We start from the raw sequence: 25,300 nt of genomic DNA, 5'->3' as shown, positions 1-25,300 counted from the left end.
AGGAATCTGATGAAAAACTGTGCCAAAAGGGGGATTATACGGACTGTTTCAGGGATGCACACCCGGCAGGGCGGGCGCAGGGTGAATTTCACTGCTGAAATAACAAAAAGCGTTGCCGGCGGGTGTGCTGGCAACGCTTTTGGTGGCACTCGACTAGCTGCCTGCAACTCCCCGGGAGGCGTTGTCTTATTTATTCATTAAGGTCCAGTAACGGGCCAGGTCAGCCGCGCCATCCGTGCCCTTGACGGCTTTGAGTGCCGTCGTGGCGTTGGACTTCTTGCCGGCGTGGATGTAGGCGATGCCCAGGTGCAGCTTGGCTTCTTCCGCATACTTGGCGGTGCCCAATTTCACGGCGTCGTTCATCAAGCCCAGACCTTTCTCCGCCTGGCCGTCGTAGACGAGGGCGAAGCCCAGCTTGCTCAAGCTGTCGGCGTCCTTGTTCTTGGTGTATTCCGCTTCCGACTTGGCTGCGTTGGCCTTCAGGTCAGCCTGGGTTTTCAGGGCCAGGTCTTTCAGACGCTGGTGACGTGGTGCATCGGCGCCGGTACCCAGCACGCCTTTTTTGTAGCCTTGCTCGATGATGCTCAGCGCTTCGCCAGGATTGCCTGCTTGCAGGGCCAGCTGGCTGATTTCCATGTATTCGGAAGGCTTGCTGAACAGGCCGTTGGCCAGGCGCAGGCGCTGGACGTCCAGGCCCAGGCGTTGCGAGAAGCCAGGTTTGCCCGAAACGCGGTTCAGCAGGTCGGCCCAGTAGCTGGTTTTCGGATAGCTCGATGCCAGTTTTTCCAGGGTGGCGACATAGCCGCCCTTGTCGTTTTGCTTCATCTGGATGTTGGCCAGCATTTGCAGGCTTGCTTCCGAGTTGCCGCCGCGCGCTTGCAGCTCTTTTGCCGCTTCGGCGTAGTTGCCGCTGACGTAGTAGGTCTGGATCAGCAGTTCGCGCATCTGTGGATCTTCGCGGTCTTTCAGCGAGCGTTTGATCCAGGTGATGGTGTTTGGCCAATCCTTGGCGCGGTAGTACATGCCTGCCAGCGCTTGCGTGAATTTGGGGGCTTCGGCGGCGCTCAGGCGGCCGGAATTGATGACGGCTTCAAAAGCCTTGATGGCCGTGCCGTTGTCGCCAGCGGCGGCGGCGGCCGAAGCGCGTACGCGTTCGATCTGGTAGCTTTCAAAGGCGGTTTTGCCGCCGACGCTGTCTGCTTCACGCAGTTTGGCCAGCGCTTCCTTGTTTTTGCCGCTGCTAGCGAGTTTTTGTGCTTCTTGCAGTGGCTTGCCGACTTCGGCGCGCACGGTGTCCGCGGCATATGCCAGCGAGCCCAGGCCGATTACAGGAGTTGCTGCGGTAAAACCGATAGCGGCCATGACGAGGCCGAGATGAGCGAGACGAAACTTGGACATGAGAAAGTCTTTCAGTAAAAAGCGAATAGGCAGGAAGTCCTGCCTATTCGGATGTAAAGATAACCTGATTGCTACAGCTTACTGGAATTGCTCGTTGCCGACCAGACCGATTTTGGTCACGCCCAGACGCTGCGCCGACGCCATCACACCGGCGACGACTTTGTATTCCACCAGCTTGTTAGGACGCAGATGCACTTCTGGCTGATCTGCTTGCGCAGCAACGTTGCTCAGCTTGGCTTCCAGCGTATTACGATCAGGTACGACCTGATTGTCCCACAAGATAGTGCCATCAAAATCGACATCGATCGTGACGACCACTGGTTCGGTTGTCGGTGGCGGCGGGGTGCCGACCGGCATGTTCAGGTTCACCGAGTGGTTTTGCTTAGGAATCGTGATGATCAACATGATAATCAGCACCAGCATCACGTCGATGAGGGGCGTCATGTTCAGTTCCATCATTGGTTCCGGATCCGCGCCTGCTGCGCTTCCCGAACCGACATTCATACTCATAGTGTTTCCTTTAAGAAGTCCAACGAAGCACCGGGCGAAACTGCCGCCCGGCAAGCTTCCTTCAGTGGCGCCCCCGTGTTGCCGGGGCGCCGCTGTCAGTCGCTATCAGCTCTTGTCAGGTGGTTCGGTGATGAAGCCGACCTTCTGGATCCCGGCACGTTGGGTCGTGTAAATAACCCGGCCGATCGATTCGTAGCGTGTTTCTTGGTCGCCACGAACGTGTACTTCCGGCTGCGGTACTTTCACTGCTTCAACTTTAAGATAATCGAACAGCTCGTTCGTGTCTTTCAGTCTGGTCTGGCCCAGGTAAATCTCGCCATCCTTGTTAACAACGATGTTAACGTTTTGCGGCTTGGTTTGCAGGGCTTGGTTCGTCTCAATCGGCAGATCGATTTTCTGCAGCTTGAGGACAACCGGACTCGTAATCAAGAAAATGATCAGCAAAACCAACATGATGTCGACAAGCGGCGTCGTGTTGATTTCTGACATTACCTGATCTTGTTCTCCGCTGTCGGAGCCGACGGACATCGACATGACTTATCCGATCTTTTTAGCGCCGGCAGCACGGCCAGCTTCGCTGGTGGACATTACGCCGGAAACCAGAACCGAGTGAACGTCGGCGCTGAACGAGCGGATGTCTTCCATTGCGGTTTTGTTACGACGAACCAACCAGTTGTAACCCAGAACGGCAGGAACAGCGACCAGCAGACCGAAAGCGGTCATGATCAGTGCTTCACCAACTGGACCTGCAACTTTGTCGATCGATGCGTTACCGGTCATGCCGATAGCGGTCAGTGCGTTGTAGATACCCCAAACGGTACCGAACAGACCGATAAACGGTGCGGTCGAACCAACGGTTGCCAGGAACGACAGGCCATCTTGCAGACGCGATTGGACTTTGTCCGAAGCGCGCTGGATCGACATCGTCACCCAGGTCGACAGATCGATTTGTTCCAGCAGGGCGCCGTCATGGTGAGCCGTTGCCTTGGTGCCCGATTCAGCGATGAAGCGGAATGGCGAGCCTTCTTCCAGGGTTGCCGAACCAGCAGCGATCGAAGGAGCTTTCCAGAATTTGGCAGCGGCTTCTTTAGCTTGCTTGAAGATCTTCATTTGATCGATCAGCTTGGTGATGATGATGTACCAGGTACCGATCGACATGATGACCATGATGATCAGGGTGGCGCGTGGCACGAAGCCGCCGTCCCACACTGCTTGCAGGCCGAATGGGTTGTGCACTTCTTCGGTTTTGGCTGGAGCGGCTGCATCAGCGGCTGGAGCTGCTGCTGCGTCTGCTGCTGGAGCGGCGGCATCTGCAGCAACTGGTGCTGGTGCAGCGTCTGCCGCAGGAGCCGAAGCGGCAGCCGATGCTGGCGCGTCAGCGAATGCCGGAGCTGCTACCAGAGCGGTAGTAGCGGTAACGGACAACAGAACCGCGGCAAAAAATGCGGACAAACGGGTATTCTTAAACATGCTTCCTCCAAAATTAAAAATAACAGATCGCTGAACGTAATGACAACGAAATCATAGTGTGAGACAGGGGATAACTGTCTCGGGTTTTAATCCAGCGACCAAACGTATTGCATTTGCTGCCAGCCTTGTTCCGGCTTGCCGTCAACTGTTGCCGGCTTAAATGTACAGCGGCTGATACCTTGCACCGCGGCTTTGTCCAGGTCTCTGAAGCCGCTGGACTTCACGATCTTCGAATCAGCGACCTTGCCGTCTACACCGATCAGGAACGACAGTGTCACCACACCGGTTTCCTCGTTGCGCTGCGACGACTTTGGATAAGCCGGTTTTTCGCAGACACTGAAGTCAACCACGGCCGGTGTACGCACCGATTTGGCTGGTCCAGGAGTTGGCGCAGGCTGTGCAGGCGGCGATGGCGGTGCCAATACATTCGTGGCTGGCTTCACGGCAGTCGCATTTGCAATCACGTTCTGCTGTGGTGGCGGCTGCTGCACGTTCACCTCGACTGGCGGAATGAATGGCGGCGGTGGCGCCTTCATTTCTGGCGGCGGTGGTGGCGGTGGAAGATCCTTCGGTGGAGGCGGTTTGACTTCCTCGATAATCTTGGTTTCAACCGGTTCCATCATTTTGGTGACCAACCGCTTGCCCAAGCCCGTCACGATCCCGTAAGCCGCGAGAACGTGCAGCAGGACAACGATAGTGATGCCTGTGTAGTTCTTGGGACTTTTCTCGTTCGAAAAATTCATGCCTGCTTTCTCCAAATACCATCTCTTGTCTTGCAACTGAACCCCAAAATGACGACACAAAGCTCCAGCCGTATCCGGGACGTCGCCGAATTATACATACGAATTCTTTATTTTACACAGATTTTTAACGCCTAAAACCGGTTAAATTTTTGGCGCTTTTGCGCCCTGAAAACGTACTTGCTTATGTCATCTTTGCACGCTTTCGGACAGAAAAAAAGGCGGTCTTATCGGTTTTTTACAGCCGTTTTGGGCGACCGCTGCTAAGTTCTCCGATGTGCCTATATGGCGGAATTATATTTCGTGATATTCAATATGGAAACTGCTAAATTTGGAGAAAAATCTTTCTTTTTGGAAATGTTTTGACTCGGAACCAGACCACTTAGCCCGCCGCGCGCACCAAACGGGTGCGGAACGCACTTCACCCAGGTCAAAAAAGACGCTCCTGACAGCCGTTTCGACGCCGCCAGGCCATACGGAATTCCTATATAGGCATAGGAAGCGCTTATATTCTTGCTATTGATTATTATCAACAAATCATTTCATGGCCGGACAACCGGGTCATCGCGCCGGTTGCGCTTCTCGCGCCGGCAATTCAAGGTGCCCAGCACCACCCCCTGCGGATCGACCGTATCGAGGTGCACATCGAAGCCCCACAGCCGTGCCACATGCTTGAGCACCTCGACGGCCTGCTGGTTCAGCGGGCGGCGCTGGAACTGCGTGTGACGCAGGGTCAGGGCGCGGTCGTCGCGCGTATTCACGGACCAGACCTGGATGTTCGGCTCGCGGTTGCCCAGGTTGTACTGTTCCGCCAGTTGCTGGCGCACGTAGCGGTAGCCGGCATCGTCGTGGATGGCGGAAATGGCCAGCTTTTCATTCTTGTCGTCGTCGAGCACGGCAAAGAAGTGGAATTCGCGGATCAGCCGCGGCGACAAATACTGGGCGATGAAGCTTTCATCCTTGAAATTGCGCATGGCAAAGTCCAGGCTCTTGCGCCAGTCCGTGCCGGCCATGTCGGGGAACCAGGCGCGATCCTCGTCCGTCGGGTGCTCGCAGATGCGGCGGATGTCGCTCATCATGGCAAAACCCAGCGCATACGGGTTGATGCCGCTGTAATACGGGCTGTCGATGGGCGGCTGGTAGACGACGTTGGTATGGCTTTTCAGAAATTCCATCATGAAGCCGTCGCCCACCACGCCTTCGTCATACAGCTGATTCAATATCGTGTAATGCCAGAAGGTGGCCCAGCCCTCGTTCATGACCTGGGTTTGCCGCTGCGGGTAGAAGTACTGGGAAATCTTGCGCACGATGCGCACCATCTCGCGTTGCCAAGGTTCCAGCAGCGGTGCGTACTTTTCGATGAAGTACAGCAGGTTTTCCTCGGGTTCGGGCGGAAAGCGGGGAGCGGCCTTGCGCTGGTCGTCCTCTTCCTCGTCGTCTTCACGGCGGGGCAGGGTACGCCACAGCTGGTTGATCTGCGACTGCACATAGGCTTCGCGCTCTTTCTGGCGCGCATATTCCTTCGCCATCGACAGTTTCGCCGGGCGCTTGTAGCGGTCCACGCCATAGTTCTGGATGGCGTGGCACGAGTCGAGCAGCAATTCCACGGCATCGACGCCATGGCGCTGCTCGCATTCGGCGATGTAATTCTTGGCAAACACCATATAGTCGATGATGGCGTCCGCATCCGTCCAGGCGCGGAACAGGTAATTGCCCTTGAAGAAGGAATTGTGACCGTAGGCCGCATGCGCGATCACCAGCGATTGCATGGTCAGGCTGTTTTCCTCCATTAGATAGGCGATGCACGGGTTCGAGTTGATGACGATCTCGTAGGCCAGGCCCATCTGGCCCCGCTTGTAGCTTTTCTCGGTAGACAGAAAGTGCTTGCCGAACGACCAGTGGTTGTATGACACGGGCATGCCTACCGAGGTGTAGGCATCCATCATCTGCTCGGCCGTGATGATTTCCAGCTGGTTCGGATAGGTGTCGAGGCCAAACTGTTTCGCCACGCGGCGGATTTCCTCGTGGATTTGCTCGATCAGCTCGAACGTCCATTCCGACTGCTCGGGCAGGGCGTTCGGGTGGCGCAGGCGCACGAACGGTTCGCCCGGGGTGTTGCTGGCGCGGTCAAAGGCTGCACTCATCATTTCACCTGTTTCTTGAACAGTTCGCGGAAGACCGGGTAGATATCGGCCGGCGTGACGATCTTTTGCATGGCGAAATGGGCGTGATGGTCGAGCACGCCCGCATATTGCTCCCACAGGTTTTGCTGCGGGCCGTCGGTGATCTCGACATAGGTGTAGTACTGCACCTTGGGCATGATGGTGTTGATCAGCAATTGGCGGCACAGCATGGAATCGTTGTCCCAGTTGTCGCCGTCGGATGCCTGCGCCACATAGCTGTTCCATTGCCCGGCGCCATAGCGTTCGTCGATGATGGTGTTGAGCAAGTGCAGGGCCGAGGACACGACGGTGCCGCCCGACTCGCGCGAATTGAAGAATTCATGCTCGTCCACTTCGGCCGCCGCCGTATGGTGGCGGATGAAGACCACCTCGATCTTGTCGTAGGCGCGCTTGAGGAACAGATATAGCAGGATGAAGAAGCGCTTGGCCGTGTCCTTGCGCGATTCGTCCATGGAGCCGGAGACGTCCATGATGCAGAACATGACGGCCTGCGTCATCGGCTTGGGCACCTTGATGCGGTTGCTGTAGCGCAAGTCGAACGGGTCGATGAAGGGAATGGCCAGCAGGCGCGTGTGCAGGTGGTGGATCAGGCGGCGCAGCTCCGTGACGAGCGGGTCGCTGTCGGGCGCGCCTTCGTGCAATAGTGTCGCCAGGTCTTCCTCGGCCTGCGCCAGCTGCTTGCGGGCGCCGCCGCCGACGGCGATGCGCCGCCCCAGCGCGCCGCGCAGGGAGCGCAGCACATGGATGTTCGATGGCGTGCCCGACATATTGTAGCCGGCGCGCTGGTTCTTGAATTCCGTGGTGGCCGTCAGCTGGGTTTTCACCATGTGCGGCAATTCCAGGTCTTCGAAGAAATAATTCATGAATTCTTCGCGCGACAATTCAAAGATGAAATCGTCTTCCGTCGTCTCGTCGCTATTGCCCGCCTTGCCCCGCCCGGCGCCACCGCCGCCTTTCGGCCGGGCGATCTGGTCGCCTTTCAGGTATTCCTTGTTGCCGGGATTGACCACTTCCCACACGCCGCCATGCGCGTGGCCAAACGACGGTTCGCCCACGTCCTTGACGGGGATGCTGACCTTCTCGCCATTCTCGACGTCCGTGATCGAGCGCCCCTTGATGGCGCGCCCCACGGCATCCTTGATCTGGCCCTTGTAACGCCGCAAGAAACGCTCGCGGTTGACGGCGGATTTATTCTTGCTTTGCAAGCGCCTGTCGATGAGGTATGTCAAAGGGTGCCTCCTTGCCTCTCGTCTTGCGCGCTCCGCCAGTCACCGGGCGGGAGCGCGCCTCCGCTGTCCGCGCTATGACGACTTGCGCACGCGCAAGTACCATTCGCATAACAGGCGTACCTGCTTGGCCGTATAGCCTTTTTCCACCATGCGGGCCACGAAGTCGGCGTGCTTGTTGGCATCGTCGGCGCTGGCCTTGGCATTGAAGGATATCACCGGCAGCAATTCCTCCGTATTCGAAAACATTTTCTTTTCAATCACGGTACGGAACTTTTCATAACTGGTCCAGGCGGGATTCTTGCCGCCGTTCGAGGCCCGCGCGCGCAGCCCGAAGTTGACAATTTCGTTGCGGAAATCCTTCGGATTGGAAATGCCCGCCGGTTTCTCGATCTTTTCCAGTTCATTGTTCAGCGATTCGCGGTCAAAACTTTCGCCCGTGTCCGGATCGCGGTATTCCTGGTCCTGTATCCAGAAATCGGCAAACGTCACGTAGCGGTCGAAAATGTTCTGTCCGTATTCCGAATAGCTTTCCAGGTACGCCGTCTGGATCTCCTTGCCGATGAATTCCACGTAGCGCTGCGCCAGGTGCTCTTTAATATAGGAGAAGTAGCGCTGCTCGAGTTCCGGCGCGAACTGCTCGCGCTCGACCTGCTGTTCCAGTACATATAATAGATGCACGGGATTGGCAGCCACTTCGGAATTGTCAAAGTTGAACACTTTCGACAGGATTTTGAAGGCAAAGCGCGTCGACAGGCCGTTCATGCCTTCGTCCACGCCCGCGTAATCGACGTATTCGTGCATGGACTTGGCTTTCGGGTCCGTATCCTTGAGATTTTCGCCATCGTAGACGAGCATCTTCGAGAAGATGCTGGAATTTTCCGGGTCTTTCAGGCGCGACAGGATGGCGAACTGCGCCATCATGCGCAGGGTGCCGGGCGCGCACGGGGCCTTGACCAGCGAGGAATTGGCCACCAGCTTGTCGTAGATCTTGATTTCGTCGGACACGCGCAGGCAGTACGGCACCTTGACTATATAGATACGGTCTAGAAACGCCTCGTTGTTGCGGTTGTTCTTGAAGGTTTTCCATTCCGACTCGTTCGAGTGGGCCAGGATGATGCCGTCGAAAGGAATCGCGCCGAAACCTTCCGTGCCCTTGTAATTGCCTTCCTGCGTGGCCGTCAGCAGCGGATGCAAGACCTTGATGGGCGCCTTGAACATTTCCACGAATTCCATCAGGCCCTGGTTGGCCAGGCACAGGCCGCCCGAATAGCTGTAGGCGTCCGGGTCGTCCTGCGCATAATCTTCCAGCTTGCGGATGTCGACCTTGCCCACCAGCGAAGAAATATCCTGGTTGTTCTCGTCGCCCGGCTCCGTTTTCGAGATGGCGATCTGTTTCAGCACGGACGGGTAGCGCTTGACGACGCGGAACTGGTTGATATCGCCATTGTATTCATGCAGGCGTTTCACAGCCCACGGGCTGGGAATGTTGCGCAGGTAGCGGCGCGGGATGCCGTAATCCTCTTCCAGGATGGTGCCGTCCTCTTCCTCGTTGAACAGGCCCAGCGGCGATTCGTTGACGGGCGAGCCTTTCAGGCAATAGAAGGGTACGTGCTCCATCAGCGACTTGAGCTTTTCCGCAATCGACGACTTGCCGCCGCCGACAGGCCCCAGCAGATACAGGATCTGCTTGCGTTCTTCCAGGCCTTGCGCCGCGTGGCGGAAATACGAGACGACCTGCTCGATGACTTCCTCGGTGCCGTAGAACTCGCGGAAGGCGGGATAGATCTTGATGATCTTGTTGGCGAAGATGCGCGACAGGCGCGTGTCGTTGCGCGTGTCGACCAGCTGCGGCTCGCCGATGGCGGCCAGCATGCGTTCGGGCGCGCTGGCGTACGTCAGCTTGTCCTTCTTGCACAGGGCCAGGTACTCGGTGAGCGACATTTCCTCTTCGCGGGTGCGCTCGTAGCGTGCTGCATAGTTATCAAAAATGGTCATGTCAATGTCCTTTAATGTAAACCTGTACTGCCAGTCACCATGGCCGCCCGCCTGGCACTCGCCTGGGCTTGCCGCTTGAATTTTTCCTGTACCCCGTATCGATTTTTATTGTTGTTTCAAGCCCGGCTGTCTTTGCGAGTCCGGATTGCCCGGACCAAAAAACTGGCGCTTGATGCCGTGTGCTGACGTGGCCAGCCGGCTTTTTTTCACTGTTGATAGCGCTTGTTGCACCTACCATTACCCCATGAAATTTATTATTGCTCTAAAGGATCAGGAAGTCAAAAGATATGTCAGCATATCCTTAATACTTGTTTGTAAATTGTTGATTTAATTGGATAAATCATCAAATTTTTCATCGATTCCAATGAACTATTTTGTACCTTTTAAATCATCATACGACAATTCGCCAGCGCGTGCCGGAGCCGGCCGTGGCGCCGCCGCAGCGGGCGTCATGGCGGCCGGGCGCCGGTGAGCCTGGCCATCTTGCGCTAAGATGCCTGCATGTCTGATGGCCCCGCGCGCCGTGCGTGCGCGGGCCAGCATTGTTATCGTCACCCTATAAGGAACACCCATGATGAACTCCCAATTGCGCGCGATCGTCCGCGGCATGCCGAAGGCCGAACTGCATATCCATATCGAAGGCTCGCTGGAGCCAGAACTGATTTTCGCACTGGCAGAGCGCAATGGCGTGCCGCTGGGCTATGAATCGGTGGAACACTTGCGCAGCGCCTATGCTTTTACGGATTTACAGTCTTTTCTCGACATTTATTACGCTGGCGCAAGCGTGCTCTTGAAAGAGCAGGATTTCTATGACATGACGCAAGCCTACCTGCGCCGTGCCGAAGCGGACAACGTCTTGCACACGGAAATCTTCTTCGACCCGCAAACCCACACGGCGCGCGGCGTGGCCATCGCCGACGTGATCAGCGGCATTCACCGCGCCTGCCAGGACAGCCCCGTCAGCGCGGCCCTGATCCTGTGCTTCCTGCGCCACCTGAGCGAGAAAGAAGCGTTCGAGACCCTGGAAGACGCCTTGCCGCACCGCGACAAATTCATCGGCATCGGCCTCGACTCGTCGGAAGTGTGCAACCCGCCCGAGAAATTCTCGCGCGTGTTTGCCCGTTGCCGCGAACTGGGCCTGCATCTGGTGGCCCACGCGGGCGAGGAAGGCCCGCCAGCCTACATCCGCACGGCGCTCGACGACTTGCAAGTCGAGCGCATCGACCATGGCGTGCGCTGCCTGGAAGACGCGGACCTGACGGCCCGCCTGGCGCGCGAACAGATCGCGCTCACCGTCTGCCCGCTGTCGAACACCAAGCTGCGCGTGTTCGACCAGATGCACGACCATAACCTGGTGCAACTGCTCGACGCCGGCCTGCTGGTGACGGTGAACTCGGACGATCCCGCGTATTTCGGCGGCTACATGAACGACAACTTCGACGCCATCTTCGACGCGCTGCCGCTGGGCCTGTCCCACGCGCAACGCCTGGCGCGCAACGGTTTCATTGCCGCCTTCCTGCCGCAGGCGCAGAAAGACGCCTTCCTCGCCACCGTCGATGCGTATTTCGCGCAGCACGCCGCCGCCCACGGCGCAACGCAATAACTCTACCTGAAGACCCGCCGCCCATGTTCCGCCTCTCCCTGAAAATGACCGGCCGCGACTGGCGCGCCGGGCAACTGCGTTTCCTGCTCGTCGCGCTGATCGTCGCCGTGGCGGCCCTGTCGGCCGTCGGCTTCTTCGTCGACCGCCTGCGCGCGGGCCTGAACCGCGACGCGCACCAGCTGCTGGGGGCCGACCTGGTCATCAGCGCCGACCAGCCCGTCAATGCGGCCTGGCGCGCCGAAGCGCTCAAGCGCGGTTTTATCTTGGCCGACACGGTGACGTTTCCCAGCATGGCGCAGGCGGGCGAGGGCGAGCAATCGCTGTCGCAACTGGCGTCCATCAAGGCCGTCTCGCCCGGCTACCCGCAGCGGGGCAAGCTGAAAATCACGACCAGCACCAGCGAGGCGCAGGATGCCGTGGGACGGCCGACGGACCAGGTGCCGGCGCCCGGCACCCTGTGGGTCGATGCGGCCATCCTGTCCAGCCTGAACGCGAAACTGGGCGACACCCTGACCCTGGGCGACAAGGCATTTACGGTCACGCAACTGATCGCCAGTGAACCGGACCGCGGCGCTTCCTTTTTGAATTTCGCGCCGCGCGTGATGTTGCCCTTGGGCGACCTGGCCGCCACGACGCTGGTGCAGAACGGCTCGCGCGTGTCGTACCGCTTGCTGCTGTCGGCGCCGCCCGCCAAGGCGGCCGAGCTTGCGCAATATCAAGCCTGGCTGGAAAGCCAGATCAAGACGCAGGCCATCAAGGGCGTGCGCATCGAATCGCTGGAATCGGGCAGCCCGCAGATGCAATCGACGCTGGACCGTGCCGACCGTTTCCTGTCGCTCGTCGGCTTGCTGTCGGCCATGCTGGCGGCCGTCGCCGTGGCCATGGCGGCGCGCCGTTTCATGCTGCGCCACCTCGATGCGTGCGCCATGCTGCGCTGCCTGGGCTTGACGCAAAACCAGGTTACGGCCATGTACGTGATCGAATTTTTATTGGTCGGCCTGGCCGGCAGCGTGGTCGGCGTGATGGTGGGCTTCGGCGGCCACCTGGTGCTGCTGGAGCTGTTGGGGAAACTGGTGCAGAGCGACTTGCCGCCCGTCTCCATGCTGCCCGCGCTGCAAGGCGTGGCCACCGGCATGCTGCTCTTGCTGGGCTTTGCTCTGCCGCCGATTTTGCAGTTGCGCAATGTGCCGCACAACCGCGTGATCCGCCGCGAGCAGGAGCCGCCGCAGGCGCTGGCCCTGGCCACGTATGGCCTGGGCATTGCCGCCTTCGTCGTGCTGCTGTTGTGGCAGGCGGGGGACGTGAAACTGGCGCTGCTGACGGCGGCCGGGTTCCTCGGCGGCTTTGCCCTGTTCGGCCTGGCGGGCTGGCTGGGCATCAAATCGCTGAAAACCCTGCGCGGCGCTTTCAATCACCAAGGCTGGCGCTTTGCCGTCACGTCCTTGCAGCGCCGGCCGGGCGCCACCGTCATCCAGGTGGTGTCCCTGGCCCTGGGCCTGATGGCCTTGCTGCTGCTGACGGTGGTGCGCGGCGACTTGATGGTGGCCTGGCGCAACGCCACGCCGCCCGACGCGCCGAACCGCTTCATGATCAATATCCTGCCGGAACAGAAAGACCCGATCGCCGCGCGCCTGGCCCAGGCCGGCGTGGCCAACGCGCCCCTGTATCCGATGATACGCGGGCGCCTGGTGGCCGTGAATGGCAATGCCATCACGGAAACCACCTACGAGGATGACCGCGCCAAGGGCCTGGCCGACCGCGAATTCAACCTGTCGACGATGGCCACGATGCAGGAAGAAAACAAGCTGGTGGCCGGCAAGTGGTTCGGCAATGCGCCCGGTGCGCCAGCCGAGGCGTCGGTGGAGGAGGGCATCGCCAAGACCTTGAAATTGAAATTGGGCGACAAGCTGCGCTTCGACATCGCCGGCCAGCCCGTCGAAGCGGCGATCACGAGTTTGCGCAAGCTGGAATGGGGCTCGATGCGCGTCAATTTCTTCGTCATCATCAATCCGGCCGCCATGGCGGACACGCCGCAGACGTGGATCACGGCGTTTCACCTGCCGCCCGCGCAGGCGGACCTGGGCAATGCCTTGCTGCGCGACTATCCGAACCTGACGGTGGTCGACGTGGGCGGCGTGCTGAAACAGATACAGGGCGTGCTGGACCAGGTCGTGACGGCCGTCGAATTCCTCTTCGCCTTCACTTTGGCCTCGGGCTTGCTGGTGCTGTATGCGGCCCTGATGGGCTCGCAGGACGAGCGCACGCGCGAAGCGGGCCTGCTGCGCGCGCTGGGCGCCACGCGGCGCCAGCTGGCGCAGGCACAGCTGATCGAGTTTTCGCTCGTCGGCGCGCTGGCCGGCTTGCTGGCGGCAACGGGCGCGGCGGCCATGGGCTGGGCGCTGGCCACCTACCAGTTCAAGTTCGCCTGGAGCTTCGCGCCCGGCGTGTGGGCGTTCGGCCTGCTGGCCGGCGCCCTGTGCGCGATCGCCGGCGGCTGGCTGGGCTTGCGCAATGTCTTGAAGCATCCGCCGCTGCAAACGCTAAGGGAAGGCTAAGCGCCCACGCTGTCGTCCGCCTGCGCGCGTAAAAATTGCGCGTAGGACATGACCGGCTGCCCCAGCTTGTGCGGCGGCACGTCGAACAGGGCCCAGAAGTAGGTTTCGCGCCCCAGGCAGATGGTTGGCGCGGCGCAGTAGCGGAACCAGTTTTCGCCGATATGCGCCGCATACATGCCGTCGCTGTCGGCATCGGAAAAATACGGGATCACGCGCATTTCCAGCAGGGCCAGCAGCAGGGACTCGGGCGCGTCGCTGTCGCGTGCCATTTCATACTGCGTGTGCAGGCTGCGTTCCGTCTCGATGATCATCAGGCGGGCCTGGCCGTCGCGCGTGAAAAACAGGATGCCGCAGGGATTCGGAAAAATATAGAACTCGACAAAGCCATGGCGCCGGCACAGCTCGTGCACGACGTCGGCCATGGCTTCGTCTTGCAGGAAACTATAGTCGTGCAGCAATAGCAAGTCGCGCACCGTGTCCGACTGCTGCAGGAAGAATTCGCGCTGCAGGGCAACGATTTCCTGTTCCAGGATATCGAGCGCGTCGTCGTCGCTCTTCTTGATGTAACGGTCGATCAAGCCCCGGTTGAAGGCCGTCACGGCCACTTTTTCATCGGCCGCGCCCGTGAATAAAATCTTCTTGCACGGCAAGTCACGCACGGCCTGGCAGAATTCCAGGCCATTCATCTGCGGCATCGAATAATCGACCACCAGCACGGAGGGCACGGCAAAGCGCTGCGCCTGGCCGCTGATGCGCCAGATGCGTTCGAGGTCGAGCGCCACGTTGCGCTGGTCGGGCGGCAGGTTTTGCGTGTCGAAATTGACGTGCAGCGGCGTCTCGCCCAGCTGCGTGCTGTGGCGCAGCCAGTGCAGCGCGCTGCTGGTGTCGTGGAAGGTCTGGTGCGCCAGTGCGGGATCGAGCTGGAAGGCCAGGCTTTTCAGGAAGGAATCGCTGTCATCGATCAAGACGGTCAGGGTCGGATGGGAATAGACGGGCAGTTGCATGCATCACCTTGCGGGGGAAGAGGGTTGGAAGCGGGCCGGCACGGGCTGGGGAAATTCCAGGATGAAAATCGCATACGCATGCTCGCGCGACACGCAGCGGATGCGCGCCTGCCAGGCCGTGACGATCTGCCGGCACAGGGCCAGGCCGATGCCGCTGCCGTTGTGCACGGGATACGAATAAAAACGCTCGAAGATCAGCGGCAGGCGGTTCTTCGCGATGCCGCAGCCCGTGTCGATGAACAGCAGCCTGGGCACGGGGCGGGCGCCGTCGATGATGATGCGCACGCGGCCCTTGCCGGCCCGCTGGATGGCTTTCAGCGCGTTTCTCAGCAGGTTCAGCAGGATCACCACGCACAGCTCGTCCTGGCCCGCGAACTGGAAGTCGGCGCGCACGTCCACCTTGACGCAGCCGCGCTGGCTGTTGCCGGTAAACGGGTAGCGCTTGAGCACGGAATTCACCATCGCCAGCATCGATAGCGCCTGGCTGGGCTGGAGGTTGCGGTTGACGGCACTGGCGCTCATCAGGAACAAATCGATCATGTGCTGCATGTGGCGCACTTCGAACTGGATGCGCGACAGGGCTTCCTGCAACGGGGGCAAGTCGTCCGCCTGGCTCGCCAGCTGCGGCAGCAGCCGGCGCATGCCCCGCACATTCGCTTCCACGCTGGTCAGCGGCGTGCGCAGCTCGTGCGCCACGGAACCGAGCCCGGCCGCCAGGCCAGCCAGCCGTTCCAGCTCCAGCACCTTGCTGCCCACTTTCACCACGGACAGCGAGGCAATGGTGAACCAGTGCACGGGCAGTTGCTGCAGCACTTCACGCTGCAGCAGGAAGCTGCCCTCTCCCTGCAGGATGACGGCCAGGCAGGCGCTGCTGGTGCCGATCAGGTAGGCGCGGCAAGCCAGTTTCGTTTCGAAATGAAACAGTATGACCAGGCCGATCAGCAGCGATTCGCTCCAGATGGACGACGCGTGGTTCATCAAAAACATGAAGGTAAAGAAGAAGGGCAGGATGTAGCTGAGCGCGAACAGCAGGTAGCGCGACAGCCAGCGGGCCGAGAAGTGGCGCGCAAACAGGCCGGCCGCGCAGATGCCCACGCCCGTCAGGCGCAAGGTCAGGTTTTCATAGGCTTGCGGAAAAAAGTAATGCCACAGCAGGTAGTACAGCGGCATCGCCACCGTGCCCACGGCGGCCAGCATGGCAACCCTGCCGGCCAGGTTTTCATGGGGCATGCGCTCATGCAGCAGCGAATGGAGCAGGCGCCTGCGCCAGTGTGTCCATCGTCCTTGCAATTGCTGCGTCATGACTCTGCCTTGATTCTCTTCAGAACATTATCATCGCGTAAATTTTCCTGGTTGAACGGTTATCTGATTGGACATTGATATACGTCAATGGATGAGTTGGCGAGACGGTCAAGGCTTTAATCCGCAGCAAACCTTTCCCCAGGAGAAAACTCATGACCATCGCTACCAGCTTGCCCATTCCATCGTTCGCCCGTGCCGAACACTGCCTGCCAGACTACATCGTGCGGCGCATGGATGCGCATCACATCACGCGCATCGAAAAATTGCTGGGCGGCCAGCATCCCCATGCCTGGCAACCGATACCGGCCCATGCCATTTTCCTGGCCGGTAATGACTATCTGTCCATCGCCGCCGAGCCGGCGCTGGTGGCAGCCCAGGTGGCGTCGCTGCAGGCAAATGCGGGCGGCATGCTGATGTCGGCCGTGTACTTGCAGGAAGGCAGCGAACAGCACCGGCTGGAAAGCCGGCTGGCCCGGTACATGGGCTGCGAGGACGGCATCCTGGCGCAGTCCGGCATGGCGGCCAACGTGGGGTTGATCCAGTGTATCGCCAGCCCCGGCATTCCTGTTTACCTCGACATGCAGGCCCACGCCTCGCTGTGGGAAGGCGTGCTGTCGGCGCAGGCCCAGGCCGTGCCCTTCCTGCACAACGACATGACGCACTTGCGGCGGCAAGTGGAAAAACATGGCCGCGGCGTGATCGTCGTCGACGCCCTGTACAGCACCAACGGCAGCCTGGCGCCGCTGCTGGAACTGCTCGAAATCGCCGAGCGCAGCGACTGCGTGGTGGTGGTCGACGAGTCGCACTCGCTGGGCACGCATGGCCCGCAGGGCGCGGGCCTGGTGGAAGCGTGGGGCCTGGGTCATCGCGTGCATTTCCGCACGGCGTCGCTGGCCAAGGCCTTCGCGGGGCGGGCCGGTTTCATCAGCTGTTCCAGCCGCTTCAAGGGCTATTTTTTGTCCGAATCGCGGCCCGCCATCTTCAGCTCCTGCCTGTTGGCGCATGAGCTGGCGTGGCTGGGCGCGGCGCTCGATTTCATCATGGCCGCCGATGGGCGGCGCGCCACCTTGCGGCGCCATACGCTGCAGGTGCGCGAAGGCTTGCGCGAACTGGGCTACAACGTCAGCGATGGCACGGAGCAGATCGTGGCGCTGGAGGCGGGCGGCGAACCGGCCACCCTGGCACTGCGCCAGGCGCTGGAACGGCAAGGTATTTTCGGCGCCATGTTTTGCGCCCCGGCAACGGCGAAGAACCGCGCCCTCGTGCGCCTGACCCTGAATGCGGGACTCGACGAGGCGGCCATCGACCGGGTGCTGGCGGGCTGCGCCGCCATCCGCGCCGAAGCGGGCGTGGAACACTGGCAGTCGACGCGGCGACTGCGCAAGCTGGCGCTCGTGTAAGCGGCTGGCTGGCAGCGTCAGCCGGCCAGCTTGCCCAGGATGGCCGACAGCGCTCCCAGCTGTTCTGGCGGCGCGTCCTGCAGCAATTCGCGTCCCACCGCCTGCGCCGTGGCGCTGGCATGTCCCAGCAATTCCTGGCCGGCGGCGGTCAGCACGGCATAGCCGACGCGTGCGTCGCGCACATCGGCCTGGCGCGTCACCAGGCCGATCTTTTCCAGCGGCATCAGGGAGCGCGTGATGCCAGAGGCCGTCAACGCCAGGCGCTCGGCCAGGTCGATGCGGCGCAGGCGCGCACCGGGGGCGCGTTGCAACTGGTACAGCAATTGATAGTCGCTGAAGCTCAGGCCATGCAAATTGCCCAGGGTGCTGTCGAAGCGGCGCACGATGAGCGCCTGGGCGCGCGCCAGGCGCAGGCAAAAGTCCAGCGCGCCATCGCCGTCCTGCGAGAGGGGAGTGTGATCGTTCATGCCATCCTTTATATTTACTGCGAAGTGCTTGAGTACGCAAGTGTAATGCACCGCAGCTCAATACAGTGGCTGACCCTGTTCCAGCCAGTGCGCGCGGTGCAGGGCCAGCAGGGCGCCCAGTTCGGCGTCCGCATCGAAGGCGGGATCGTCGGGGAGCTTGAGCGTATCGATGACCGCGCAGGAAAAGGCCGCCGCGCCGTCGCGCCGCCAGTCCGCCTGCAGCGCCGCATTGCGGTGCTTGCCCAGGTTCAGTTCGAAGCGGTGCCGGTTCAGCATGCCGGGTGCGTTGCGGCTGCTTTCAAGCAAGGCGCGCCCGCTGGGCAAGTGCCGCAGGGCGATGATGCCCAGCGGCGGCGGCTGTTGCCTGTAAGCAGCTTTCAGGGCCGCTTGCTGTATTTTATCCATGGTGAAACTTTCTCAAGGTTGAATGACGCAATCGGCTTCCCCGATGCGGGGAATGCCGGTCAGCAGGGCGGCGGCCACGGCGGCCGCCAGCAGCAGGGCGCCGCCGCCGCAGAACAGCTCGCCCACGGTGACGTGGCGCAGCAGCGCGCCCGTGGCGGCCGCCGACAGCGGCGCCAGGCCCAGGAAGATGCCCATGAACAGCGCCATCGCCCGGCCCAGCATGGCGGGCGCCACGCGCCGCTGTATCCACGTAAAGATGGCCACATGCAAGTAGCCGCCCAGCAGCCCCGTCACGGCCAGCAGGGCCGCGCCTTGCCAGGCCGTGCTGATTTGTCCCAGCCCCATCAGCAGCAGGCCGACGACTGCATCGACCAGCAGCAGGGTGGCGCCGAAGCGGCGCCGCAGCCAGGCGCCGCCCAGGCTGGATGCCAGCATGCCGGCCAGGGTGCCGGCGCCATGCGCGCCCATCAGCAAACCCAGCGCTGCGGCGCCGTGCAGGCGCTCGCTGGCCAGCACGGGCAAGGCCACTTGCAGCGGTCCCATGACGAAGAACGCCACCACGGCCCAGTAGGCATAGCAGCTGCGCAAGGCAATGTCGCGCCACACCATGGACAGGCCCGCCGCCATGTCGCGCCACATGCCCTGCGCCGCCGCAGCAGCCAGTGGCCGCAGGCTGACTTGCCGCAAGGTCCAGGCGGAAAACAGGAATGTCAGCGCATCGATGGCAAAGGCGGCGGCCAGCGCCGCCATGCCGGTTTGCTGCCCGCTCTCGTGGGCGCCGAGCACGAGCGCCGCCAGCAGGGGGCCGGCCAGCAAGGACAGCTGGCGCGCGCCCATTTGCAAGCCATTGGCGCTCTGCAACGATTGCGGCGGCACGGCTTGCGGCAGGATGGCCGTGCCGGCGGGAATGCCGAAGGCGGACGCGATGCCGAGCGCCAGCGCGGCCGCATAGGCGAGCGCCAGGCTGGCCTGGTCCAGCATCAGCAACCCGGCCAGCGCCAGCAGGATGGCGGCATTCGCATATTTGCTGATCAGCATGACGCGCCGGGGCGAGTAGCGGTCGGCGACCATGCCGCCCAGCAAAATCAGCACGGCGCGCGGCGCGCCCATCAGGGCCACGGCGATGCCCAGGCTGAGGCTATCGCCCGTCAGGCTCAGCACCAGCCAGGGAAGGGCCAGCATGCTGAACTGGTCGCCCAGCATGGACACGAGGCCGCCGCCCAGCAGCCAGCGGAAATTGGTATGGCGTAGCAAATGCGGTTCTGCGGTGGTCGGCATGGTGGTTTTGTTCGTGTTTAAAGATTGCATAGTAGTTGATATAAGCTTGAGTGATCAAGTATATTGCTTTTTATTGTGGCAGAGGCGCCGGCGCCGCATGGGCCGCCGGCGCTTGCGCTATCATGGCGGCCATGACTGATACCACTGCCCCCACCCTCTACGAGACCATCGGCGGCGCCCCCGTGCTGCGCGAAATGGTCGACCGTTTTTATGACTTGATGGAACTCGAAGCCGAGTTCGCCGGCATCCGCGTCATGCATCCGCCCTCGACGGACGGCTCGCGCGACAAGCTGTATTTCTTCCTGACGGGCTGGATGGGCGGACCGGACTTGTATATCGAGAAATTCGGCCACCCGCGCCTGCGCGCGCGTCACTTGCCCTACGCCATCGGCACCAGCGAGCGCGACCAGTGGCTGCGCGCCATGGCCTGGGCCATGGAAGACACGGGCATCGAAGAATCCTTGCGCGTGCGCCTGATGGAATCGTTCTATCAGACGGCCGACTGGATGCGCAACAAACCTGACTGACACCCATGAGCCCTATCGAGTTTTACAGCCTGCTGGGCGCCGCCATCGTCGCCATCGTTTTATTGCTATTGATCTTGCTGCGCCCGCGTGGTGCCGCCGGCGATGGCGCCACCACCCTGGCCCTGGTGCAGCAGCACCAGCAGCAAAGCCTGGAACGCATCGACCGGGTCGAGCGCGAAGTGCGGCTGCAACTGCAGGCGTCGGCGCAAGCGGCGCGGCAAGACCTCGCCACCAGCCTGGCGCAATTCCAGGCGGCAACCCTGCAGCAGCTCGACAGCCTGCGCACGCAGATGCAGGCGCAGGGGAAAGTCGGGCGCGAAGAACAGGCGCAAAGCCTGGCGCGCTTTGCCGACAGCACCAACCAGACGCTGGCGCAACTGACGGAATCGAATGCGCAGCGCATGCTGGAAGTGCGCGCCACCCTGGAAAACAAGATCCGCGATTTGCAGGCCGACAATGGCGCGCGCCTGGAAGAGATGCGCAAGACGGTTGACGAGAAACTGCATGCCACCCTGGAAACGCGTTTGAGTGCGTCGTTCCAGCAAGTGTCGGAGCGGCTGGAAAAAGTCCACCAGGGCCTCGGTGAAATGCAGCAGCTGGCGCTGGGCGTGGGCGATTTGAAGCGGGTGCTCACCAACGTCAAGACGCGCGGCACCTGGGGTGAGGTGCAGCTGGAAATGTTGCTGGAGCAGGTACTCACTGTCGACCAGTACGCGAAGAATGTGGAAACCTTGCCGGGCAGCGGCGCGCGCGTGGAATTCGCCCTGAAACTGCCGGGCCTTGCCGATGGCGGGCCGCCCGTGTGGATGCCGATCGACGCGAAGTTCCCCAAGGAACAGTACGAGCGCCTGGTCGATGCGGCCGAGCGGGCCGATGCCGACGGCGTGGCCCTGGCCGGCCGCGAGCTGGAACGGGCCGTGCGCGGCGAAGCGAAAACCATCGCCGAGAAATACCTGGCGCCGCCGTTGACCACCGACTTTGCCATCCTGTTCTTGCCTACGGAAGGGCTGTATGCGGAAGTGTTGCGCCGTCCTGGACTGGCCGACGAATTGCAGCGCGTGCACCGGGTCAGCATCGCGGGACCGTCCACGTTGACGGCCTTGCTCAATAGTTTGCAGATGGGTTTCCGCACCCTGGCGCTGGAAAAGCGTTCGTCGGAAGTGTGGCAAGTGCTGGGCGCCGTGAAGACGGAATTCGGCAAGTTTGGCGACGTGCTGTCGCAAACCCGGCTGACCCTGGAAAAGGCGGCGAAGAATATCGAAAGCGCGGAAGTGCGCAGCCGGCAGATGGCGCGCAAATTGAAATCCGTGGAAGCCTTGCCGGGCGAGGCGGCTGCCTTGCTGCTGGGGAAGGCGGACGCGGGCCTGTCGGCCGAGGCGGACGGCGAATAGCGCCGTCCGCGTTCAGGCTGCTGCCGCCGGCCGGCGGCGCAGCCTGGCGCCGACCAGCAGCGCGAGTCCCGCCAGCAGCATGGCCCAGGTGTGCGGTTCCGGCACGGCCGGTAAGACGGACAGGTCGGTGGGCGGCAGCGAGGGCAGGATGACGGTGGGGATAAACGGCTCGACGATGATGCTGCTGCCGCGCGGTGGCTGGCCACCGCCTATGCTCGACGGCAGCAGCGTGGCGCTGCCGGTGTGCACGACATCGAAGACCAGCAGGGGCAGGCTGGCCACCACGGCCGGCGGCACGCCCGTGAGCGAACCGCCATGCGCGCCGACGGGATGCTCGATGACGGGCACGCCCGCCGCTGCGGGCGGCGCGGCCGCAGCGGCGGGGGCCACCGGCGTCGCGCCACCTGGCGCAGCACCGGCGCCGCGCGGCCCGGCCGCCGCCTGCGTGATGCGGCTGACATTGCGGCACACGGTGGGCACGAGAATGCAGGCGCCCTGCACGCAATACACGAGTCCCCGTTCCTGCATCTGCTCGCTCCAGCCTGCACGCGTGACATTGCGGCAGACGCGGCCCGGCCCGAAATGCATGTCGCTGATGCGCGCATCGTAATTGCCCTTGCCGCGGATAGCGTCGCGGCTGATCACGACGATTTCATCATACTGGCGCGCGCGCATGCGCGCCTTCAATTGCTCGCGCACCTGCGGCGCGATGTCCGGGTACCTGTCCACGGCGGCCACGACATCGCCCATGAACGGGTCGGCGCCGGGGCGGTTCCAGCTGCAGTTGTCCAGTACGTCGGCCCGAGGGGCCCCTTTGGCATAGGCGGGCAGCGGTGCGAGGGTCGATATGCCTAGCAGGCAAGCCGCTCCCAGCATGCTGGCGCCCGCGATCCAAGAGCGGTGTCTCATTATTAGTTTCCTCGTGAAAACAATATCAAAATTGAACTTTTCGTATTAGTCCAAATGTTATCACCGAAGAAACTTCAATATCAACAAATAAATAAAATAATTACAATTAGTGTTGTGTTTATTTATATGTTATTTAGAGAAATAATTAATATTTTTATCTCAATAGGCGAGCAGTTTCCGGGAGGGAAATTGATTGCGACGGGGTAATGCGAACGGCCCGCGCAGGGCGGGCCGTTCGTGAGAGCAGGGGGGGCGAATGCACCGCCAGCAGGCGGCGCGGTAAGGGATGCGCCTAGATGCGGCCCGGGCAGGCTTGCGTATCGAAGGCGGGATAGCCGATGGCGGGCAGCTTGTGCAGCCACGTGTGTATCAAGGTGCGCGCGCCTTGCGCATCGTGCTGTCGCCCCTGCTGCAAGTCCGCGGCGAGCGTGTCCAGCTCCGCGCAGATGGATTGCTTGCCGGCCTGCGCCGCCAGCAGGGAGGCCAGCAATTCCGGCAGCACGTCCGCAGCCGGCGCCACCTGGCGCGTGGCGCGGTAGTGCTGCCAGTAGCGCTCGGCGGCATCGGCATCAAAGCTGGGGACGAAACCGAACGTGGCGTCATCGTGGTGCAAGCGGTACACGGTGGGATAGTAATGCGGGCCCGTCAGTTCGCCAGGGAAGCGGTCGCGGCGCAGCACGTCGATGGCCAGCGATCCGTTGCGCTCCACGCGCACGGGACTGGGCGAGTCGTACTGGTCCACGCTCGCCATGGGGAGTGCGTTGCCTTGCATAAAGATAATCTTTTGCGTGTAATGGTGCCCGCCCAGGTGGCCACACAGGGCCACGAAGCGGTCGTTGATGGCGGTGACGGCCGCAACGACGCCGCAATCGGGCCGCAAGGGCGTGTTTTCCTGCCACACGAGCGCCTGGTCGCTGGTGCGCACGATGCTGACGCGGCCCACGGTTTCGCCGTGCAAGTCACCGCTTGCTTCCTCGATGCGCTCGTCGAAGCGCACTGTGTAGCCATTGCTGTGGACTTCGCCGGCGTACGCCGTCATGCCCTGCAGCAGGACCAGTGCCAGTATCAGTTTCATATCAGTCCATGGAATAGTACGATATCGACCAGGTCGCCGGCGGCCACATGGCCTTGCGCTTCGTGCAGCACGATCATGCAATTGGCTTGCGTCATCGAGCGCAGGATGCCCGAGCCTTGCGCGCCCGTCACGCGCACGTGCTGGTGTCCGTCCGCGCCCCGTTCGACGATGCCGCGCTGATATTCCGTGCGGCCCCGCTTCTTGCGGATCGGTGCCTGGGCCGCCACTTGCAGCAGCGGCAGGGCGGCCGTGTCCGCATCGGCGCCCATCAGGCGCAGCAGGGTGGGGCGGGCGAGGAAATAAAACGCCGCCATCACGGCCACTGGGTTGCCGGGCAGGCCCAGCAGCAAAGCCGTGTCGCCCTCGCTGGCAATCCGGCCAAAGGCCATGGGGCGGCCCGGACGCATGTTGATTTGCCAGAAGGCCACTTCACCGAGGCGCGCCAGGATGTCGCGCGTAAAATCGGCCGCGCCGCTGGACACGCCGCCCGAGGTGATGATGACGTCAGCCTTGGCGCAGGCGGCGCGCAGGGCCGCTTCCAGCGCTTGCGGATTGTCCTTGACGATGCCCATGTCGAGCACGTCGCAGCCGAGGCGGCTCAGCATGCCCAGCAGGGTGTAGCGGTTGCTGTCGTAGATGCAGCCCGGCTCTAGCGGCTCGCCGATCGAGCGCAATTCGTCGCCGGTGGAAAAGAAGGCCACGCGCAGGCGGCGGCGCACGGGCACCATGGCGATACCTAGCGAAGCCAGCAAGCCCAGTTCGGCCGGCCCGAGTAGTTTGCCTTGCAGTAGGGCTGGTTGGCCTTGCATCAAGTCTTCGCCCTTGAAGCGGCGGTTGTCGCCGGGGCGGATGCAGTCGGGCGCCACGGTAATGCTGGCGTCGCTGGCTTGCTGTAGCAGTTCCTGCGGCACCACGCTGTCGCAGCCGTCCGGCATGACGGCGCCCGTCATGATGCGCGCGCATTGCCCGCGTTGCACGGTGACGCTGCCGGGACGTCCCGCCAGGATGGTGTCGACCACGGCCAGGGTGACGGGAGTGTCGCCGCCGAGATCCGCGCCAAGGTCAGCCCCGTGAAGCGCATAGCCATCCATGGCGGAATTGTCGTGCGCGGGCACGCTGATGGGCGAGACGATGTCGGCCGCCAGGATGCGCTCGAACGCTTGCGGCAACGGCAGTTCTTCGATCTCGGCGACGGGCGCGACGGTGTCGGCCAGGATGGCTTGCGTCATCGGCACGCTCAATCCCTGCGCCTGCAGGGCGGCCAGCTCGTCCGGGGTATTGATGTTGCCGAACGCACTATTGTTCTCGAAGAGCACTTCGGCCAGCTTCAGGGGGCCGTGCCAGGTGCGCATGCGGCGTTCTCCGCCGCGCAGATACGAGTCTAACTGGGGCAGGGCCGAGGTTTTCACCAGGCAAAAGACGGGGTGCGGGCGGCGCACCGTCTGACCCGTCGCCGCATCGATTTCCTCGGTGACGGCGATGGCCAGGTCGGCATTGTTTTGCATCAAGCCGGCGGCCAGGCGCGCCGCCAGGTCGGGCGGCAGCAATGGCGAATCGCACGGCACCGTCAGCAGGTAGGGTGTGGTGGCATGTTGCATGCCGCTGTGCAAACCCGCCAGCGGCCCCAACTGGCCTGGCAGCACATCCGGCCACACGGGCAGGCCGAAGTTTGCGTAATCGCCGGCATCCGCGTGGACGCTGATGGCCAGCTGGCCCACTTGCGGCGCCAGGCGCTGCAGCACGTGACGCGCCAGGGGCTGGCCATGCAGGGGCAGCATGCCCTTGTCGCGCTGGCCCATGCGCGTGCCGAGGCCGCCGGCCAGGACCAGGCCGGTAATGTCGTGTTTGTTGATCATGTC

The 25,300-nt window shown here is 62.0% G+C and carries 21 protein-coding genes; 5 read left to right on the top strand and 16 right to left on the bottom strand.

The window, feature by feature from the left end:
* Positions 1-186 precede the first annotated feature (186 nt).
* The 8 genes from AC3IQ7_RS24165 to AC3IQ7_RS24130 all read right to left on the bottom strand — a co-directional run bounded on the left by AC3IQ7_RS24165 (position 187) and on the right by AC3IQ7_RS24130 (position 9,525).
* Positions 187-1,398 carry a tetratricopeptide repeat protein gene (locus AC3IQ7_RS24165; RefSeq protein ID WP_099377982.1) on the bottom strand — a complete coding sequence of 404 codons (1,212 nt, stop codon included), beginning with the start codon at positions 1,396-1,398 and terminating at the stop codon, positions 187-189.
* Between the two features lie 78 nt (positions 1,399-1,476).
* On the bottom strand, positions 1,477-1,908 hold the full coding sequence (locus AC3IQ7_RS24160; protein WP_170840419.1) for an ExbD/TolR family protein: 432 nt from the start codon (positions 1,906-1,908) through the stop codon (positions 1,477-1,479).
* Between the two features lie 105 nt (positions 1,909-2,013).
* Positions 2,014-2,442 carry an ExbD/TolR family protein gene (locus tag AC3IQ7_RS24155; RefSeq protein ID WP_035821469.1) on the bottom strand — a complete coding sequence of 143 codons (429 nt, stop codon included), beginning with the start codon at positions 2,440-2,442 and terminating at the stop codon, positions 2,014-2,016.
* A gap of 3 nt (positions 2,443-2,445) precedes the next feature.
* Positions 2,446-3,378 carry a MotA/TolQ/ExbB proton channel family protein gene (locus AC3IQ7_RS24150; protein ID WP_199534342.1) on the bottom strand — a complete coding sequence of 311 codons (933 nt, stop codon included), beginning with the start codon at positions 3,376-3,378 and terminating at the stop codon, positions 2,446-2,448.
* Between the two features lie 86 nt (positions 3,379-3,464).
* Entirely contained in the window at positions 3,465-4,121 is a 657-nt protein-coding gene (locus AC3IQ7_RS24145) for an energy transducer TonB (protein WP_099377981.1), read from the bottom strand.
* A gap of 539 nt (positions 4,122-4,660) precedes the next feature.
* Positions 4,661-6,262 (bottom strand): SpoVR family protein, encoded by a 1,602-nt coding sequence (locus AC3IQ7_RS24140; protein ID WP_099378181.1) that lies wholly within the window; start codon positions 6,260-6,262, stop codon positions 4,661-4,663.
* Positions 6,262-7,530 carry a YeaH/YhbH family protein gene (locus AC3IQ7_RS24135; RefSeq protein WP_489207507.1) on the bottom strand — a complete coding sequence of 423 codons (1,269 nt, stop codon included), beginning with the start codon at positions 7,528-7,530 and terminating at the stop codon, positions 6,262-6,264. Before AC3IQ7_RS24135 ends, AC3IQ7_RS24140 begins: the two co-directional genes overlap by 1 nt.
* Positions 7,531-7,602: 72 nt before the next feature.
* The gene (locus tag AC3IQ7_RS24130; RefSeq protein ID WP_034785249.1) at positions 7,603-9,525 is read right to left on the bottom strand and encodes a PrkA family serine protein kinase; all 1,923 of its coding nucleotides are present in this window, start codon (positions 9,523-9,525) and stop codon (positions 7,603-7,605) included.
* 571 nt (positions 9,526-10,096) lie between these two features.
* Here AC3IQ7_RS24130 and AC3IQ7_RS24125 point away from each other — a divergent pair.
* Together AC3IQ7_RS24125 and AC3IQ7_RS24120 are read left to right on the top strand one after the other, a co-directional pair.
* Positions 10,097-11,128, top strand: a complete 1,032-nt coding sequence (locus tag AC3IQ7_RS24125; protein WP_489207506.1) for an adenosine deaminase — start codon at positions 10,097-10,099, stop codon at positions 11,126-11,128.
* 23 nt (positions 11,129-11,151) lie between these two features.
* On the top strand, positions 11,152-13,683 hold the full coding sequence (locus AC3IQ7_RS24120) for an ABC transporter permease (protein ID WP_489207505.1): 2,532 nt from the start codon (positions 11,152-11,154) through the stop codon (positions 13,681-13,683).
* Here AC3IQ7_RS24120 and AC3IQ7_RS24115 read toward each other — a convergent pair.
* A complete protein-coding gene (locus tag AC3IQ7_RS24115; protein ID WP_489207504.1) occupies positions 13,680-14,687 on the bottom strand; it encodes a response regulator in 1,008 nt (335 codons plus the stop codon). The genes AC3IQ7_RS24120 and AC3IQ7_RS24115 overlap by 4 nt on opposite strands.
* 3 nt (positions 14,688-14,690) lie before the next feature.
* Positions 14,691-15,989, bottom strand: a complete 1,299-nt coding sequence (locus AC3IQ7_RS24110; RefSeq protein ID WP_489207503.1) for a sensor histidine kinase — start codon at positions 15,987-15,989, stop codon at positions 14,691-14,693.
* Positions 15,990-16,141: 152 nt separating this feature from the next.
* Here AC3IQ7_RS24110 and cqsA point away from each other — a divergent pair, with 152 nt between their 5' ends.
* Positions 16,142-17,389, top strand: coding sequence for an alpha-hydroxyketone-type quorum-sensing autoinducer synthase (gene cqsA, locus AC3IQ7_RS24105; protein WP_489207502.1), 1,248 nt, complete (start codon positions 16,142-16,144; stop codon positions 17,387-17,389).
* A 17-nt stretch (positions 17,390-17,406) separates the two neighbouring features.
* Here cqsA and AC3IQ7_RS24100 read toward each other — a convergent pair whose 3' ends face one another.
* Genes AC3IQ7_RS24100 through AC3IQ7_RS24090 form a run of 3 tightly spaced genes read right to left on the bottom strand, consistent with a single transcriptional unit; the run spans position 17,407 to position 19,539 of the window.
* Positions 17,407-17,856 carry a MarR family winged helix-turn-helix transcriptional regulator gene (locus AC3IQ7_RS24100; protein WP_489207501.1) on the bottom strand — a complete coding sequence of 150 codons (450 nt, stop codon included), beginning with the start codon at positions 17,854-17,856 and terminating at the stop codon, positions 17,407-17,409.
* A gap of 57 nt (positions 17,857-17,913) precedes the next feature.
* A complete protein-coding gene (locus AC3IQ7_RS24095; RefSeq protein WP_322426374.1) occupies positions 17,914-18,261 on the bottom strand; it encodes a GIY-YIG nuclease family protein in 348 nt (115 codons plus the stop codon).
* 12 nt (positions 18,262-18,273) lie between these two features.
* Positions 18,274-19,539: an MFS transporter gene (locus AC3IQ7_RS24090; RefSeq protein ID WP_489207500.1), complete on the bottom strand. Its 1,266-nt coding sequence runs from the start codon at positions 19,537-19,539 to the stop codon at positions 18,274-18,276.
* A gap of 131 nt (positions 19,540-19,670) precedes the next feature.
* On the opposite strand from AC3IQ7_RS24090, the gene AC3IQ7_RS24085 reads away from it, so the two are divergent.
* A complete protein-coding gene (locus AC3IQ7_RS24085; RefSeq protein ID WP_034785429.1) occupies positions 19,671-20,066 on the top strand; it encodes a group II truncated hemoglobin in 396 nt (131 codons plus the stop codon).
* Between the two features lie 5 nt (positions 20,067-20,071).
* Complete coding sequence (locus AC3IQ7_RS24080) at positions 20,072-21,457, top strand: DNA recombination protein RmuC (RefSeq protein WP_322426376.1); 1,386 nt, start codon at positions 20,072-20,074, stop codon at positions 21,455-21,457.
* A 12-nt stretch (positions 21,458-21,469) separates the two neighbouring features.
* On the opposite strand, the gene AC3IQ7_RS24075 is transcribed toward AC3IQ7_RS24080, so the two are convergent.
* The 3 genes from AC3IQ7_RS24075 to moeA all read right to left on the bottom strand — a co-directional run bounded on the left by AC3IQ7_RS24075 (position 21,470) and on the right by moeA (position 25,297).
* Positions 21,470-22,366 (bottom strand): MHFG family PEP-CTERM protein, encoded by an 897-nt coding sequence (locus AC3IQ7_RS24075; RefSeq protein ID WP_489207499.1) that lies wholly within the window; start codon positions 22,364-22,366, stop codon positions 21,470-21,472.
* Between the two features lie 292 nt (positions 22,367-22,658).
* Entirely contained in the window at positions 22,659-23,441 is a 783-nt protein-coding gene (locus AC3IQ7_RS24070; protein WP_489207498.1) for a hypothetical protein, read from the bottom strand.
* Entirely contained in the window at positions 23,438-25,297 is a 1,860-nt protein-coding gene (moeA, locus tag AC3IQ7_RS24065; protein ID WP_489207497.1) for a molybdopterin molybdotransferase MoeA, read from the bottom strand. Before moeA ends, AC3IQ7_RS24070 begins: the two co-directional genes overlap by 4 nt.
* Positions 25,298-25,300: the final 3 nt, after the last annotated feature.

This window comes from Janthinobacterium sp. GL_088 (assembly GCF_057837845.1).
The sequence above is the reverse complement of the archived record's forward strand: the minus strand, read 5'-3'. Positions and strand labels throughout refer to the sequence as shown.

Bases quoted from the DNA above. Each gene is read 5' to 3' on its own strand.
- AC3IQ7_RS24165 (WP_099377982.1), bottom strand. From the start codon at position 1,398: ATGTCCAAGTTTCGTCTCGCTCATCTCGGCCTCGTCATGGCCGCTATC.
- AC3IQ7_RS24160 (WP_170840419.1), bottom strand. From the start codon at position 1,908: ATGAGTATGAATGTCGGTTCGGGAAGCGCAGCAGGCGCGGATCCGGAA.
- AC3IQ7_RS24155 (WP_035821469.1), bottom strand. From the start codon at position 2,442: ATGTCGATGTCCGTCGGCTCCGACAGCGGAGAACAAGATCAGGTAATG.
- AC3IQ7_RS24150 (WP_199534342.1), bottom strand. From the start codon at position 3,378: ATGTTTAAGAATACCCGTTTGTCCGCATTTTTTGCCGCGGTTCTGTTG.
- AC3IQ7_RS24145 (WP_099377981.1), bottom strand. From the start codon at position 4,121: ATGAATTTTTCGAACGAGAAAAGTCCCAAGAACTACACAGGCATCACT.
- AC3IQ7_RS24140 (WP_099378181.1), bottom strand. From the start codon at position 6,262: ATGAGTGCAGCCTTTGACCGCGCCAGCAACACCCCGGGCGAACCGTTC.
- AC3IQ7_RS24130 (WP_034785249.1), bottom strand. From the start codon at position 9,525: ATGACCATTTTTGATAACTATGCAGCACGCTACGAGCGCACCCGCGAA.
- AC3IQ7_RS24125 (WP_489207506.1), top strand. From the start codon at position 10,097: ATGATGAACTCCCAATTGCGCGCGATCGTCCGCGGCATGCCGAAGGCC.
- AC3IQ7_RS24120 (WP_489207505.1), top strand. From the start codon at position 11,152: ATGTTCCGCCTCTCCCTGAAAATGACCGGCCGCGACTGGCGCGCCGGG.
- AC3IQ7_RS24115 (WP_489207504.1), bottom strand. From the start codon at position 14,687: ATGCAACTGCCCGTCTATTCCCATCCGACCCTGACCGTCTTGATCGAT.
- AC3IQ7_RS24110 (WP_489207503.1), bottom strand. From the start codon at position 15,989: ATGACGCAGCAATTGCAAGGACGATGGACACACTGGCGCAGGCGCCTG.
- cqsA (WP_489207502.1), top strand. From the start codon at position 16,142: ATGACCATCGCTACCAGCTTGCCCATTCCATCGTTCGCCCGTGCCGAA.
- AC3IQ7_RS24100 (WP_489207501.1), bottom strand. From the start codon at position 17,856: ATGAACGATCACACTCCCCTCTCGCAGGACGGCGATGGCGCGCTGGAC.
- AC3IQ7_RS24095 (WP_322426374.1), bottom strand. From the start codon at position 18,261: ATGGATAAAATACAGCAAGCGGCCCTGAAAGCTGCTTACAGGCAACAG.
- AC3IQ7_RS24090 (WP_489207500.1), bottom strand. From the start codon at position 19,539: ATGCCGACCACCGCAGAACCGCATTTGCTACGCCATACCAATTTCCGC.
- AC3IQ7_RS24085 (WP_034785429.1), top strand. From the start codon at position 19,671: ATGACTGATACCACTGCCCCCACCCTCTACGAGACCATCGGCGGCGCC.
- AC3IQ7_RS24080 (WP_322426376.1), top strand. From the start codon at position 20,072: ATGAGCCCTATCGAGTTTTACAGCCTGCTGGGCGCCGCCATCGTCGCC.
- AC3IQ7_RS24075 (WP_489207499.1), bottom strand. From the start codon at position 22,366: ATGAGACACCGCTCTTGGATCGCGGGCGCCAGCATGCTGGGAGCGGCT.
- AC3IQ7_RS24070 (WP_489207498.1), bottom strand. From the start codon at position 23,441: ATGAAACTGATACTGGCACTGGTCCTGCTGCAGGGCATGACGGCGTAC.
- moeA (WP_489207497.1), bottom strand. From the start codon at position 25,297: ATGATCAACAAACACGACATTACCGGCCTGGTCCTGGCCGGCGGCCTC.